General features: G+C 51.3%; 16 protein-coding genes. 7 read left to right on the top strand and 9 right to left on the bottom strand.

Translation table 11 applies throughout. From position 1 onward, the window contains the following. Window positions 1–108: 108 nt before the first annotated feature. The 5 genes from potF to FDX11_RS06360 all read right to left on the bottom strand — a co-directional run bounded on the left by potF (window position 109) and on the right by FDX11_RS06360 (window position 4,178). Entirely contained in the window at window positions 109–1,221 is a 1,113-nt protein-coding gene (potF, locus tag FDX11_RS06340) for a spermidine/putrescine ABC transporter substrate-binding protein PotF (RefSeq protein WP_042309515.1), read from the bottom strand. A gap of 433 nt (window positions 1,222–1,654) precedes the next feature. Further along, window positions 1,655–2,131, bottom strand: a complete 477-nt coding sequence (locus FDX11_RS06345) for a YbjN domain-containing protein (RefSeq protein WP_137349288.1) — start codon at window positions 2,129–2,131, stop codon at window positions 1,655–1,657. Window positions 2,132–2,221: 90 nt separating this feature from the next. Continuing rightward, window positions 2,222–3,124, bottom strand: coding sequence for a 30S ribosomal protein S6--L-glutamate ligase (rimK, locus tag FDX11_RS06350; protein WP_038639233.1), 903 nt, complete (start codon window positions 3,122–3,124; stop codon window positions 2,222–2,224). Between the two features lie 57 nt (window positions 3,125–3,181). Beyond that, window positions 3,182–3,904, bottom strand: coding sequence for a nitroreductase NfsA (gene nfsA / locus FDX11_RS06355; RefSeq protein WP_069323237.1), 723 nt, complete (start codon window positions 3,902–3,904; stop codon window positions 3,182–3,184). Further along, on the bottom strand, window positions 3,888–4,178 hold the full coding sequence (locus FDX11_RS06360) for a YbjC family protein (RefSeq protein ID WP_061381882.1): 291 nt from the start codon (window positions 4,176–4,178) through the stop codon (window positions 3,888–3,890). The genes nfsA and FDX11_RS06360 overlap by 17 nt, the downstream gene beginning before the upstream one ends. Window positions 4,179–4,351: 173 nt before the next feature. Between FDX11_RS06360 and FDX11_RS06365 the strand changes: the two genes are divergently transcribed. Then, window positions 4,352–4,615, top strand: coding sequence for a GrxA family glutaredoxin (locus tag FDX11_RS06365; protein ID WP_016152408.1), 264 nt, complete (start codon window positions 4,352–4,354; stop codon window positions 4,613–4,615). Between the two features lie 34 nt (window positions 4,616–4,649). Here the strand turns inward: FDX11_RS06365 and FDX11_RS06370 are convergent, their stop codons facing one another. Beyond that, window positions 4,650–5,030 (bottom strand): inner membrane protein YbjM, encoded by a 381-nt coding sequence (locus tag FDX11_RS06370; protein WP_061388467.1) that lies wholly within the window; start codon window positions 5,028–5,030, stop codon window positions 4,650–4,652. Between the two features lie 269 nt (window positions 5,031–5,299). On the opposite strand from FDX11_RS06370, the gene FDX11_RS06375 reads away from it, so the two are divergent. Further along, window positions 5,300–6,985, top strand: a complete 1,686-nt coding sequence (locus tag FDX11_RS06375) for an aspartate:alanine antiporter (protein WP_042309524.1) — start codon at window positions 5,300–5,302, stop codon at window positions 6,983–6,985. 267 nt (window positions 6,986–7,252) lie between these two features. After that, complete coding sequence (locus FDX11_RS06380; RefSeq protein WP_061381883.1) at window positions 7,253–8,050, top strand: SDR family NAD(P)-dependent oxidoreductase; 798 nt, start codon at window positions 7,253–7,255, stop codon at window positions 8,048–8,050. Between the two features lie 12 nt (window positions 8,051–8,062). On the opposite strand, the gene FDX11_RS06385 is transcribed toward FDX11_RS06380, so the two are convergent. Beyond that, a complete protein-coding gene (locus FDX11_RS06385; protein WP_061381884.1) occupies window positions 8,063–8,977 on the bottom strand; it encodes a DMT family transporter in 915 nt (304 codons plus the stop codon). A 102-nt stretch (window positions 8,978–9,079) separates the two neighbouring features. Here FDX11_RS06385 and FDX11_RS06390 point away from each other — a divergent pair, with 102 nt between their 5' ends. Further along, window positions 9,080–9,994 carry a LysR family transcriptional regulator gene (locus tag FDX11_RS06390; protein WP_137366235.1) on the top strand — a complete coding sequence of 305 codons (915 nt, stop codon included), beginning with the start codon at window positions 9,080–9,082 and terminating at the stop codon, window positions 9,992–9,994. 5 nt (window positions 9,995–9,999) lie between these two features. On the opposite strand, the gene FDX11_RS06395 is transcribed toward FDX11_RS06390, so the two are convergent. After that, window positions 10,000–10,548: a TetR/AcrR family transcriptional regulator gene (locus tag FDX11_RS06395; RefSeq protein ID WP_137366234.1), complete on the bottom strand. Its 549-nt coding sequence runs from the start codon at window positions 10,546–10,548 to the stop codon at window positions 10,000–10,002. An 85-nt stretch (window positions 10,549–10,633) separates the two neighbouring features. On the opposite strand from FDX11_RS06395, the gene FDX11_RS06400 reads away from it, so the two are divergent. From FDX11_RS06400 to FDX11_RS06410, 3 genes are all read left to right on the top strand, one after another. Next, on the top strand, window positions 10,634–11,842 hold the full coding sequence (locus FDX11_RS06400) for an MFS transporter (RefSeq protein ID WP_137397642.1): 1,209 nt from the start codon (window positions 10,634–10,636) through the stop codon (window positions 11,840–11,842). Beyond that, window positions 11,842–12,657, top strand: a complete 816-nt coding sequence (locus FDX11_RS06405) for a Cof-type HAD-IIB family hydrolase (RefSeq protein ID WP_137397643.1) — start codon at window positions 11,842–11,844, stop codon at window positions 12,655–12,657. The genes FDX11_RS06400 and FDX11_RS06405 overlap by 1 nt, the downstream gene beginning before the upstream one ends. 108 nt (window positions 12,658–12,765) lie before the next feature. Next, a complete protein-coding gene (locus tag FDX11_RS06410; protein ID WP_061381887.1) occupies window positions 12,766–13,047 on the top strand; it encodes a hypothetical protein in 282 nt (93 codons plus the stop codon). Between the two features lie 27 nt (window positions 13,048–13,074). Here FDX11_RS06410 and FDX11_RS06415 read toward each other — a convergent pair whose 3' ends face one another. Continuing rightward, on the bottom strand, window positions 13,075–14,307 hold the full coding sequence (locus FDX11_RS06415; RefSeq protein WP_137397644.1) for an MFS transporter: 1,233 nt from the start codon (window positions 14,305–14,307) through the stop codon (window positions 13,075–13,077). Between the last annotated feature and the right edge of the window lie 51 nt (window positions 14,308–14,358).

Here is a 14,358-nt window from a genome sequence, read left to right on the forward strand (position 1 = left end):
CGGTGCAAATAACGCACCACGGTGGTGCGTATTGCCGGGTTAGGTGTGTTTAGGATCAACACTGCCCGGCAGGCATCAATCCTGCCGGGTCATGTCCCAAACATCAGGTTATTTTCCGCTTTTTACCTTCGTCCACGCTCGGGTACGGACACGGTCGATCTTCGGATCCTGTACTTTCAGCGTGAACAGCTTGGCGCGCACATCCGCAGGCGGGTAGATGCCAGGGTTATCACGAACTTCCTGACTGACCAGAGCCGTCGCTTCTTTGTTGGCATTGGCATAGAACACGTGGTCGGAAATATGCGCAATCACATCAGGACGCAGCAGGTAGTTGAGGAACTGATAGGCTTCGTCTTTGTTTTTGGCATCGGCTGGCATCGCGAATACGTCAAAGAACGCCATTGCCCCTTCTTTAGGAATTGAGAAAGAGATATTGACGCCATTTTTCGCTTCTTTTGCACGGTTCGCCGCCTGCCATACGTCCCCCGCCCAGCCAATCGCTACGCAGGTATCACCGTTTGCCAGGTCGTTAATATATTGCGAAGAGTGGAAGTAGCGAATATTCGGACGCAGTTTCAACAGCAGGTCGGTCGCCGGTCCGGTGTAATCATCTGCTTTGGTACTGTTTGGATCTTTACCCAAATAGTTCAGTACGGTTGCAAACACCTCTTCAGGCGCATCAAGGAAAGAGACACCGCAACTTTTGAGTTTTTCCAGATTTTCCGGTTTGAGGATCAAATCCCAGCTATCAACCGGCGCATCTGGCCCCAGCACCGCTTTCACTTTGTCCACGTTATAGCCAATGCCGGTTGTTGCCCACATATACGGCATCGCAAACTTGTTATCCGGATCGTGTTTACCCACCAGCTTCAGCAGTTCGGGATCGAGGTTTTTCCAGCCCGGCAGTTTGCTCTTATCCAGCGGCTGGAAGACGCCTGCGGTTAGTTGACGTTCGAGGAAACTGGCGGAAGGAACAACGAGGTCAAAACCGGTGCTGCCCGCCATGAGTTTTCCTTCCAGTACTTCATTGGAATCAAATACGTCATAGATAACTTTAATTCCGGTCTCTTTTTCAAAGTTAGCCACCGTATCCGGAGCAATATAATCAGACCAGTTATAAATATGCAGCGTTTTTTGTTCAGCAGCGAGCGTGCCGGCAGAGATGGACATCAGAGCACCCACAACCAGGCCTGATAACCATTTTTTATTTAAGGCGGTCATAATCTCTTTCCTTCTGAAAGTTCGTTAACAAACGAACAAAAATGTCACACTCTAATGATATGCAAGAAACGTGCATATTCTTTCATGCGGCATCAATGAAAAGAGAGACCTCTCCCGATGCCGCTATCGCCCGCAGATATGCGCCCACTCATTCACCACGTATTGTAGCCACAGCTCAGGTCATACGGGGCAGTTAGAAAATTGACGTCTATATGCTTCGCAAGAATAACTTTAGCCAGGTTTTGTGGATATAGCCCAGATTAAAAAACGTCTTTTATCAATTTTTTATGCAGGAATTGTCTATGACATAAAGCAGAAGGAGCAGAATGGAAGTGAATAATTCTTTAATAAAAGGTTAAACACAGAATAAAAACAGGCCGTACGCAACCGCTCTGGTAGCGGCTGCGCAAAATGCGTCCAGATTCAGGGGGAATTAATGGAGGAAATAGACTTCAGCGTTGCTATTTTGCGTATCTTCTTCAGCGTTAAATAACAGCTGATGCGCCCCAGCTTCGAGGATCACCATCGATATCTGCTCTTCGCTCTGGCGAACAAAACATTCAAACTGCTCAAACGTTACGCCCGGCGTAACGGATAAAGACTGGCAAACCACCAGCTTTGGCAGATTATCATCCTGCATATCCAGAAATGCTTTTACCGTCAGTGAACTGGCATTAATCGCGGACAAATCGGCGGCCAGGGGCAGCAGTGCGGAAGGTCTGACTTCCGCCATCGCAGAAAACAGGATGACGTTATCCACCAAATCAACTTTTGCATCAAAGATGCCGTCGAAGTTCTGCATATGAGGTAAATGCAGCGCCTGACAGGTATCGCATTCAAAAAAACTCATGCCCAGGTCGTCGAGCCATTGACGCAACGTATCCAGAGTGGGAACGACCAGTGATGTCATAATAATGTGCGACCTCTAATGATGAAAAAAATACCGGCACAGCTTACGCAAAAAGAGCGTGTCATACCACGATCGCAATCTATATTGTGTTTAGCCGCCGATTTTAAGACAAAATTCAGGCGTAGCATGGCGCTCGATCCACTGGATCATCTTGCCGGCAATGTCTATCCCGGTGGTTTTCTCGACCCCTTCCAGACCCGGAGAAGCGTTAACCTCCATGACCAGCGGCCCACGTTCTGCACGCAGAATATCAACACCAGCAACATCCAGCCCCATGGTCTGAGCGGCTTTGAGCGCAATTTTTCTTTCGCGCGGCGTGATATTCGCAATCGTAGCAACCCCGCCGCGATGGAGATTAGAACGAAAATCGCCCTCTTTCGCACGGCGTTCAATGGCAGCCACCACCTCGTCACCCACCACGAAACAGCGAATATCCCGCCCTTGCGCTTCTTTGATATATTCCTGAACCAGAATATGAGCATTCAGCCCACGAAACGCATCCACGACACTTTCCGCGGCCTGCCGTGTTTCCGCCAGCACCACGCCGATCCCCTGTGTGCCTTCAACCAGTTTCACCACCAGCGGCGCGCCGCCAACCATATCAATCATGTCGCTGGTATCGTCCGGGGAGTGAGCAATCCCGGTGATGGGTAAATCAATCCCCTGACGCGCCAGCAACTGCAGCGAACGCAGCTTATCGCGCGCGCGCGTAATCGCTACCGATTCATTTAACGGATAGCTACCCAACATTTCAAACTGACGCAGCGCCGCCGTACCATAAAAGGTAATCGCTGAACCAATCCGTGGGATCACCGCGTCAAAATGGGGAAGCTGGCGGCCCTTGTAATGAATAGATGACGCCGCCGGGCTGATGTTCATATAGCAAGAAAGCGGATCGATAATTTCAACCAGGTGACCGCGCTGCATCGCCGCTTCACGCAGGCGCTTACAAGAATAGAGCGTTCCGTCCCGGGACAAAATGGCAATTTTCACCCTGTACCTCTCAATGACCTGGTAAAAGCAGGCGTATCATACACTGGGTTGAAATCTTTAGCGCGTGGCCCATCCCTGTTTATGCAAATATTCCAGGATAAAGGGACGACTTTCTTTGATGATGGTTCGACGAATGTGATCGCTCCAGGTGTCACGACGCGTATTGCTGCCGCGGGTCAGATAGTACTGCGCAAGCTGTTCGTCATACTGCGACAAAACATCTGTATCGAGCGGCTGATACTGGTTTTCGTGCACCACCAGCGACGCGGGCAGGCGCGGCTTGATATCCGGGTTATCCGCAGGCCAGCCAAGGCACAAACCAAACAGCGGCAGAACGTGCTGCGGCAATTTCAATAATTCCGTGACCGACTCAATATTGTTACGCAACCCACCAATATACACACCGCCAAGTCCCAGCGATTCTGCCGCCGTCAGCGCATTTTGCGCCATCATCGCCGTATCAACCACGCCCAGCAGCAGTTGCTCTGCCAGCCCCAACTGCGCGTCAGGGCAAATCTGCAAATGACGGTTAAAGTCAGCGCAAAACACCCAGAATTCAGCGGCCTGCGCCACATGCTTTTGACCGCCAGATAAGGTAGCCAGCGATTCACGCAGAGTTTTATCGGTTATCCGAACAATCGTTGTGCACTGTAAAAAACTGGAGCTTGAGGTGCCCTGAGCGGCGGCAATGATTGCCTCTCGCTGTGCGTCAGAAATAGCTTCATCGGTAAAATGGCGAATGGAACGGTGGCTGCGGATTAAATCAATGGTTGGCGTCATCTCTTTTTTCTCTGTCTGAACGGGAAGAATCGTCGGGAGCGCGCGACAGGAGCTGCGGCGCCAGCAGTTGAGCAATGCGCCACATCAACATCACTGCGGCGGGTAACATCAGCAGTACGCCCAGAAATATCATCACCACGCAGGCTAACGGGCTGTTAAGCGGCGCGGGTAAGGTCAGGTAATCATTAAGCGACAGCAGCGCCAGCGATAACAAAACCATCCCCATTATTTCCAGCATCAATACGCTTTTCGGTAATACACCAATGGTGCGCATAAGCGACCTCCCGGCGAAATGGCTTTTATTATAAAACGTTCCGGCTCGTCGTGTTTAACAGTTATAGCTTGAGGATATCAAAGCAACAGGCCGAACCTGCTTTCCATCCGTCACAAATCGCGGCATCATAATAAGTATTCGCCATCCGGCCTGATAAGTTCGAGGAGAGAGAGATGTTTGCCGTTATTTTTGGTCGCCCAGGGTGCCCGTATTGCGTGCGCGCAAAAGAATTAGCAGAAAAATTAAGCAATGAGCATGACGATTTTAACTTCCGCTACATTGACATCCATGCCGAAGGTATTACGAAAGCCGATCTGGAAAAGACGGTAGGTAAGCCAGTAGAAACCGTTCCGCAGATTTTTGTTGATCAAAAACACATCGGCGGATGCACGGATTTTGAGGCGTGGGCAAAAGAAAATATGAATCTGTTCGCCTGATAGCAGTTTCTACGCCCTCCGCTGGAGGGCGTGATCAGTTCTTTTTCCGTCGTTGATGCTGATTGAACAAGCTACTGATAAACAAAAAACACAATGCGCCAAGCGCGCACCAAAACACCGCACTGAATAACCACGCCAGTTCTTGCCACAATGAACGCGTCGGCATAAAAACGAACCGCATTAGCAACAGACAGCATGGCGCCGCCAACATTGCACCCAGAAGAGGTCTGAGCACCTCCCGACGGTGGGAGAAAAAGCTTGCTGCAGCACCAGGCAAGATAAAAAACAACAACCCGACCTCAGGATGCCCTGCCGCTCTGAATGCCCCTTTCACGTTTAGCGTCAATGAAAGGCACACCACAATAAAGAGCACAAAGCAGCAGATCGCCCCCGCCCAACTTTGCTTATGTTTCAATCGTTCCTCCTGACACATTCTCTATCGAACACTCTTTTCGCCCGCAGGCGTCCAGTCAGATAAAGTAACTCGGCATTCCATGCCAAAAACACACCCACACGATTCTTATAGCCGTTGATACGTAATGAGATTAAACTATCCGCATATATTGTTATGCTGCATTAATCGGGGCTGTGTGCGGTGCTGTCGCCCCTTAATTTCTGGCAAAAACATTAGCGTAAATTGCCATTTCTTTCAATAGCTTACTAGTAAACAAGAAGTTAGCCTCAGTGAATATAAACGTCGCAGATTTGTTAAATGGGAATTACATCCTGTTATTATTTGTGGTCCTGGCTCTGGGCCTCTGCCTGGGTAAATTACGCCTGGGTTCAGTCCAACTCGGTAATTCCATTGGCGTTTTAGTGGTGTCCCTATTATTAGGTCAGCAGCACTTTAGTATTAACACCGACGCATTAAATCTCGGCTTTATGCTGTTTATTTTTTGTGTCGGCGTCGAAGCCGGCCCCAACTTTTTTTCGATTTTTTTTCGCGATGGGAAAAATTATCTAATGCTTGCTCTGGTGATGGTCGGTAGCGCAATGCTGATCGCCCTGGGGCTGGGTAAGCTATTTGGCTGGGACATCGGCCTGACGGCGGGTATGCTGGCCGGTTCGATGACCTCCACGCCGGTGCTGGTCGGCGCAGGCGATACCTTGCGCCATTCCGGAATGGCAGGCTCACAGCTTTCCACCGCCCTCGATAACCTGAGTCTGGGGTACGCCCTCACCTATTTGATTGGACTGGTCAGTCTGATTGTCGGTGCGCGCTACCTGCCAAAACTTCAACATCAGGACCTGCAAACCAGCGCCCAACAAATTGCGCGTGAGCGTGGTCTGGACACTGACGCCAACCGTAAGGTTTATCTGCCGGTGATCCGCGCCTACCGCGTGGGCCCGGAGCTGGTGGCATGGGCTGATGGTAAGAATCTGCGCGAACTGGGTATTTATCGTCAGACCGGCTGCTACATTGAACGCATCCGCCGCAACGGCATCCTGGCCAACCCGGACGGTGACGCAGTGCTGCAAATGGGCGACGAAATAGCCTTAGTTGGTTATCCAGACGCGCATGCCCGCCTCGATCCCAGTTTCCGTAACGGCAAAGAAGTGTTCGATCGCGATCTGCTCGATATGCGTATCGTCACTGAAGAGATTGTGGTGAAAAACCACAATGCCGTTGGCCGTCGCCTGGCCCAGTTGAAGCTGACCGACCACGGCTGTTTCCTCAACCGCGTGATCCGCAGCCAGATCGAAATGCCTATCGATGACAACGTCGTGCTCAATAAAGGTGACGTGTTGCAGGTTAGCGGCGATGCTCGTCGCGTTAAAACGATCGCAGATCGTATCGGCTTCATTTCCATTCACAGTCAGGTGACCGATCTGCTGGCCTTCTGCGCCTTCTTTATCATTGGTCTGATGATTGGGATGATCACTTTCCAGTTCAGTAATTTCAGCTTCGGTATTGGGAATGCGGCTGGATTACTGTTCGCCGGGATTATGCTCGGCTTCCTGCGTGCCAACCATCCAACGTTTGGCTATATTCCGCAGGGCGCGCTGAACATGGTGAAAGAGTTTGGTCTGATGGTATTCATGGCAGGCGTCGGTTTGAGCGCAGGTAGCGGCATTGGCAATGGCCTTGGCGCCGTTGGTGGTCAAATGCTGATTGCCGGATTGGTTGTGAGCCTGGTTCCGGTTGTTATTTGTTTCTTGTTTGGCGCTTACGTATTGCGCATGAACCGCGCCCTGCTGTTTGGCGCCATGATGGGCGCGCGTACCTGCGCTCCGGCAATGGAAATCATCAGCGACACGGCCCGCAGCAACATCCCGGCATTAGGCTATGCTGGCACCTACGCCATTGCCAACGTTCTGCTGACATTGGCGGGGACACTCATCGTCATTGTCTGGCCAGGCCTTGGTTAGCACTGAAAATCACCCTTAAACGAAAATTTTTTGCAGTTCAGCAGAACTTTTCTTCAAGGTGTCAGTCATAACTATTGCCACTGCTTTTCTTTGATGTCCCCAATTTGTGGAGCCCATCAACCCCGCCGTTTTGGTTCAAGGTTGATGGGTTTTTTGTTGCCTGAAATTTGCTATCCCCCCTTCTCCCCATAATTCCTCCCCAAATTTGCAGCACACCGGTTATGGCACATACTTTTAATCGGTGCTTAAAGGTGACGGGAGTTTACTATGTTGCTTACTGGAAAGGTTGCGGTGATCTTCGGCGGCAGCGGCGCTATTGGTAGCGCGGTTGCACAGGCGATGGCGCGCGAAGGTGCTCATGTATACCTGGGCGCTCGCTGTCAGGAAAAGCTTGATTGGGCGGCCAGTCGCCTGCGAATGGCGGGGGGTACCGTCGATACGTTTATCACCGATGTGCTCGACGAGCACGACACCTCAACACAAGTTACCCGCCTGGTACAGCAAATCGGTGGAATTGATGTGGTGGTTAACGCGACCGGCTTTATGCATGAACAGGGCAAGCGCATCGACGCACTATCCCTCTCTGAGTTTATGAGTGGGATCACCCCTTTCCTTGCGGCGCAGTTCAATATCGCAAAAGCCGTAACGCCACACATGGGCGGCAATCGAGCTGGCGTCATTCTCACCATCGTTGCTCCCGCAGCCCCGATGGCGATGCCTGGGCATCTCGGCCATATCGTCGGTTGTGCAGGAACAGAAGCATTTATTAAAGCGCTTGCCAGCGAGACGGGCCCCATAAACATTCGTGTCGTCGGCGTGCGCTCGCATGCGATTATGGATGGGGTAGCGGCCGGTTCCTATACCGGGGAGATTTTCACCGCGAAAGCGCAGTCAATGGGTTTAACCGTCGAACAATGGTTAAGCGGTGCAGCACAAGGCACCATGATCGGACGCCTGCCTACGCTGGCACAAATCGCTGAGGTTACAACCTTTCTGGCTTCAGACCATGCTGGAGCAATGACCGCCACGGTGGTAAATATTACCGGGGGCACAACCGTAAGCTAATTTACCCGCTTTTCACGCCGTGCGCTGCTGCGAGCCTTTTTTTGCACTCGGGCGGGAACACAATGCTATACCGCACATAATAACCAACGCGCTCACCAGATGATATGAATGCAGGGTGACGTGCAAAAACATAACGCTAAATAATCCGCCACTCAGTGGGATCAAGTGCGAATAGATCTCTCCGCGGGTTGCGCCAATAGCGCTAATCCCTTTGTTCCATAACAGATATGACAGCCAGGAAGGAAAAATAACAAGGTATGCCAGCCCAGTAATAACGCCTGTATTGGCATAGCTATCCCAGCCCGGCATACCATTACGCATCAACTCCACAGCCAGTACCGGAATAAGCACCATCGCACCGAGCATCGCGCTCACGGCGACAAAGGCGTTTCCCTTCACCTCACGCGGTTTAATGCGCAAAAAGGAACAATATACGGCCCAACTTAACGCCGACCCCATGGTCCAGACATCGCCCTGATTCAGATGTGCAAATACCCGCGTATGTATCATATCGCCCTGCGACACCAGCCAGATAACACCAACAGTGCTCAGGATCACACCTGCTATATTTCGCGCAGAAATCCGCTCTTTAAAAAAGAACTTATTGATTAACAGAACGAGCGCCGGAGTCGTGGACATATAAATCGCCGCATTGAGCGAGGTTGTATATTGCAGGCCGATATACAGCGTTAAGGGGAAAAGAACCTGACCACAAAGTGCGAGGAAGACGATGGTACCCAAGGATGTTTTCATCACCGGCCATTGCTCTGCGACCTGACGAAAATAGAGCGCCATCAATAATAACGCGGTAAATATCCAGCGTGCCGCTGATAAAACAATGGGATCAACTTCAGCGACTAATAGATGACCAACCACATAATTCCCACCCCAAAAACAGGCAGCCAGACTGAGTAAAAGATAGGGCATATTTGCGCCTTATTGCCAGTTGTACGGTATGACCACAAGGCTACGGCGGCGTGAGAATGAATGCTAATATAACGTTTTTATCCATCTGCATAGATTAAAACTATGAAATTTACGCTAAGGCAACTTGAGTTTTACATCGCACTTGCAGAAACATTACAAATTTCCAAAGCTGCTGCGCGCTGTCATATTTCTCAGTCATCAATGACCATTGCCATGCGGAATCTGGAAGAAGCATTAGACGTGCAGCTATTTGTACGTTACCCCAAAGGCGTGAAGCTCACCGCCGAGGGCGAGCGCTTTCTGGCACATGCCTGCAACATCATCAACAGCAGCCACTCGGCTATTGCCGCCCTGCATGACAGGAGTGAAATTCTCACCGGCACGGTGCGCATAGGCATTGCCGAAACGCTCTCTGCCTATCTTATCCCCGATATACTCAACGATATTGAACGACGTTTCCCTTTGCTGGAGATCGTGTTTTATGAAGCTACTGCACCGGAACTGGTACAGGCGCTACGGGAACACAAGGTCGATTTTTGCCTGCTTCTGACCTCAAATATCAGCCATGATAACGACCTGGAGATCGAAACATTTATTCGTTCACAGCGCCGCCTGTGGACGTCTATTGGGCATCCGCTACAGAGCCAAGCATCAATCCGTTTAATAGACGTCGAGAAGCTACCATTTTTACTGCTGGAAACAGATAAGTACCCTGACGTAATCATCGATTACTGGCAGCAGCGTGGCTATACGCCCAATATCAGTTTTCGCAGCAACTCTTTTGAAGCAATAAGAAGCCTGGTTGCAAAAGGCAGAGGAATAACTATTTTATCCGACCTGGTGTATCGCCCGTGGTCACTGGATGGTCTGCGCGTCATGCACAGAACGATTGATGATTTTATTACTTATATGGATGTCGGGACGGTAAAAAAAGCCGCCCGACCGTTGACTACAGAGGCGGTGAAAGTCGTTGATTTTTTACGTCAGGCCATTACCCGCCTCGACAAACCATTTTGATGATTTTATCTCTGCGGCAATCCGGCAATACGCTCCACCATCATCAGAATCTCTTCCCGCGACAGCGGTTTTTTGTCGGTAACAAAATGCAGCGTCATTCCTTCGAGAAATGCATCCAGCGCCCGCGCAGTTACCGGTTCAAACCACTGTTCCAGCGTTTGTTGACTGCGTAACATCCAGTTTTGCATCACCATTTTCAACGTCGGTTTGCGACTGGCGAAAGCATACAACTGGTACATGAGTTCCATATTATCGGGCGTCGTAACCTGGGAGCTGTAAATCATCTCGGTAATGGCATGGCAGGCTGTCTGCGCATCCGCAACGTCGGCAAAAAAAGCCTGATACTGCTGAGACATCGTGTCAGTAAAGCGCCCGAACGCCTCCATTAAAAGCTCATCTATTCCCGAAAAGTAATAGGTCATTGAACCCAGCGGTACCCCGGCAATCATGGCGATTTTTCGGTGCGTAACCCCATGGACACCGTAGGCGATTACCGCCGCCAGGGTGGCCTGAACTATCTTTTCCCGCCGTAGCGGATCGTTCGCGCGTCGCACTGCATTTCCTCACCTTGCGTTTGTGTACAAATGTACACAGTCTTGCTAATGTTGTCTTCTTCCCTCTTTTCTTTGGTTCGAATTCATGACAGGCACCTCACCACGCAAAGCCTTAAGACGTCGTACCTGGGCGCTTTTCACGTTTTTCTTTTTACCCGGATTACTAATGGCTTCCTGGGCAACGCGTACTCCTGCCATCCGAGATATCCTCTCCATCTCCACTGCCGAAATGGGCGCGGTATTGTTTGGACTCTCTATTGGTTCGATGAGTGGCATTCTTTGTTCGGCCTGGCTGGTGAAACGATTTGGCACGCGTAAAGTGATCCGCACCACCATGTCCTGTGCAGTCCTCGGGATGGCTATCCTCAGCGCGGCGCTATGGTTGCATTCCGCATGGCTTTTCGCGTTTGGCCTGGGCGTGTTTGGCGCCAGCTTTGGCGCGGCGGAAGTCGCCATCAACGTCGAAGGCGCGGCAGTTGAGCGCGAAATGAACAAGACCGTGCTGCCGATGATGCATGGTTTTTACAGTCTGGGAACGCTGGCGGGAGCCGGGGTCGGGATGATGCTTACCGCCTTCAGCGTGCCTGCGACCGTACATATTTTATTGGCGGCAATGGTGGCAATCACTCCTGTCTTTATCGCCATCAAGGCCATTCCAGACGGCACGGGTAAGAATGCCTCTGACGGCGCTCACTCCAGCGAAAAAGGCGTGCCTTTCTATCGCGACATCCAGTTGCTGCTGATTGGCGTCGTGGTGCTGGCGATGGCGTTTGCTGAAGGTTCGGCCAACGACTGGCTGCCGCTGCTGATGGTGGATGGCCACGGATTTAGCCCGACATCAGGCTCGCTGATTTATGCTGGATTTACGCTGGGTATGACCGTGGGTCGATTCACCGGCGGCTGGTTTATCGACCGCTACAGCCGCGTCGCGGTGGTGCGTGCCAGCGCGCTGATGGGGGCGCTTGGCATCAGTCTGATTATTTTTGTCGATAGCACATGGGTAGCGGGTGTTTCCGTTATTCTGTGGGGGCTTGGTGCATCGCTCGGCTTCCCGCTGACCATTTCAGCAGCCAGCGACACCGGTCCCGATGCGCCAGCCCGCGTCAGCGTTGTAGCGACCACCGGCTACCTGGCATTCCTGGTAGGGCCGCCGCTGCTGGGCTATCTGGGTGAACATTACGGCCTGCGCAGCGCTATGCTGGTGGTGCTGGCGCTGGTGCTTATCGCCGCCATTGTCGCGAAAGCGGTGGCGAAACCGGATCTCAAAAATACCCCTGTGATGGAGAACAGCTAATGAGCATCAAATTAATTGCGGTCGACATGGATGGCACATTTTTAAGCGACCAAAAAACCTATAACCGTGAGCGGTTTATGGCGCAATACCATCAAATGAAAGAACAAGGGATCCGCTTTGTCGTCGCCAGCGGCAATCAGTATTACCAGCTCATCTCCTTTTTCCCTGAACTGGCCAATGAAATCTCATTTGTCGCTGAAAACGGCGGTTGGGTAGTCAGTGAAGGGAAAGATATTTTTAACGGTGAACTGGCAAAAGACGATTTCAAGGCCATCGTGGATCATCTGTTGACCCGTACGGACATCGACATTATCGCCTGCGGTAAAAACAGCGCCTATACGCTCAAAAAATACAGCGATGAGCATAAATCCGTTTCCGCCATGTACTATCATCGTCTTGAATTTGTAGATAATTTTGACAATCTCAACGACGTTTTTTTCAAATTCGGGCTGAATATTTCAGACGACCGTATCCCGCAGGTGCAGGCTGATCTCCATGAGGCAATTGGCGATATCATGGTACCGGTGCATACCGGCTACGGCAGCATCGATTTAATTATTCCAGGTGTGCATAAGGCAAACGGTCTGCGCCTGCTGCAACAACGCTGGAATATTAGCGACGACGAGGTTGTTGTGTTTGGCGATGGCGGAAATGATATTGAGATGCTGCGTCAGGCGGGATTTAGTTTCGCAATGGCCAACGCTCACGAACCGGTTGTCCAGGCGGCAAAATATCGCGCGGGATCGAACAACGAAGAGGGTGTGCTGGATGTTATCGACCGCGTATTAAAAAACGAAGCGCCGTTTACGCATTAACGCCTCAGCACAGACGGCAACAAAATGATGATATGATCTATTCATAATCCGCCTCAAATTAACCCCACTGGATTATTACCTCCAGTGATTACTTCAGGCGAGCGGATCATGAAGAAAAGTGTACTGATAGCAACATTGTTGCTGGGTTTTGCGGGGACTTCATTTGCGCAAAGCGTTACCGTGGATGTACCAAGCGGTTATAAAGTGGTGGTCGTGCCCTCTTCCGTCAGCGTTCCGCAGGCGGTCAACGTGACGACCGCGCCACAAACAGTGTATGTTGCTCCAACACCCGCCCCGGCACCTGTCTATCGCGCACATCCCTATGCGCGACATGTTGCCAGCGTAGGTGAAGGGATGGTTATCGAACATCAGATTGACGACCATCACTAAGTTTCGTCAGGCCCGGGCAACCGGGCTTTAGCCTTCCCGGGAATTCCCTACCCGTTTATCTTTCAGAAAGATAACCATCAATATCAGCCACAGTACGCCGCTTGTCAGATTAAACAGGCTGAACAAGCCGTTTCCTCCCAGCAGATAAGCATGTTTGCTCAACTCAATACCGACGGTAAAAATCAGCATCTGCAACATGCCCATAGCGGCAGAAACCGTCCCCTTACTCATTTCACTGGCAAACAACGTCAGGCGGACCAGCCCCGCATTCGCCACGCCAATGCCAAACGCATAGAGACTCAAACCCGCCGTCATCCACAAATACGCATGGGATGACACTACCGTGGCCGCCGCGGCAATCACCAGTCCGACGGCGATAGGCCAGCCACCCATGATAATCAGCGAACGCACGGTCTTGCGCGAAGTCAGACGCGCCAGCACCAGATTACCGGCAATCAGCGCCCCAAAAATCGGCACCTGCAGCAGGCCATATTCGTAACTGCTGAGGTGTTCACCGCTGATGATAATAATCGGCGACTGGGCAATCCACGCCAGTAACGGCAGGCTGACAAAACCTAATGCCAGCGCGCCGGCAACAAAACGCCCATTTTTTAGCACCAGCTTATAATCTTTACCCAGATCTTTAATGGACAGCTTTTCACCAAGCCGGGTCGCCGTTTCCGGCATCGCGCGTTGCAGGCCAAAGAAGGAGATAGCTGCAAGAGCAGCAAACAGGATAAACATCCCTTCCCACGGCAGAACATGTACCCAGGCCGCGCCAACTAACGGTCCCAGCAGCGGCGCAATCAGCGCCACGTTTGCCATCAGCGCGGTAATTTTTATACACACCGCTTCCTCAAAGGATTCCTGAATGGCGGCGTAACCCACCGCGCCAATAAAGCACAGGCTTATCCCCTGCAAGAAACGCAGAAAGGTAAATTGCTCAATATTCTGTGCCAGCAGAGTCGCAAGGCAGGTCACAATGAACCAGAGCACGCCGGTTAACATTACAGGGCGACGACCAATACGATCCGACAGCGGCCCTAACAGCCACTGTAAAAACATGCCACCCGCCAGATAGGCAGTCATGGAAGTGGGTACCCAGTCTAATCCGGCCTGATATTGCTCCACCACCGCCAACATTCCGGGCTGGATCATATCGTTACCGATATAAGTAGAGAATTCGTAAAGCACCAGACAGAGAGGGAAAAGTAATGCCTGACGCCCCAACCGGGCGCCTGAAGATAAACGGTTTTGCATGCAGTCTCTTAGCAAATGAAAAAACGCGCAAAGTGTAATAAATGCGCCGTA

Source organism: Citrobacter sp. wls714 (assembly GCF_005281025.1).
Classification (GTDB): Bacteria; Pseudomonadota; Gammaproteobacteria; order Enterobacterales; family Enterobacteriaceae; genus Citrobacter; species Citrobacter werkmanii.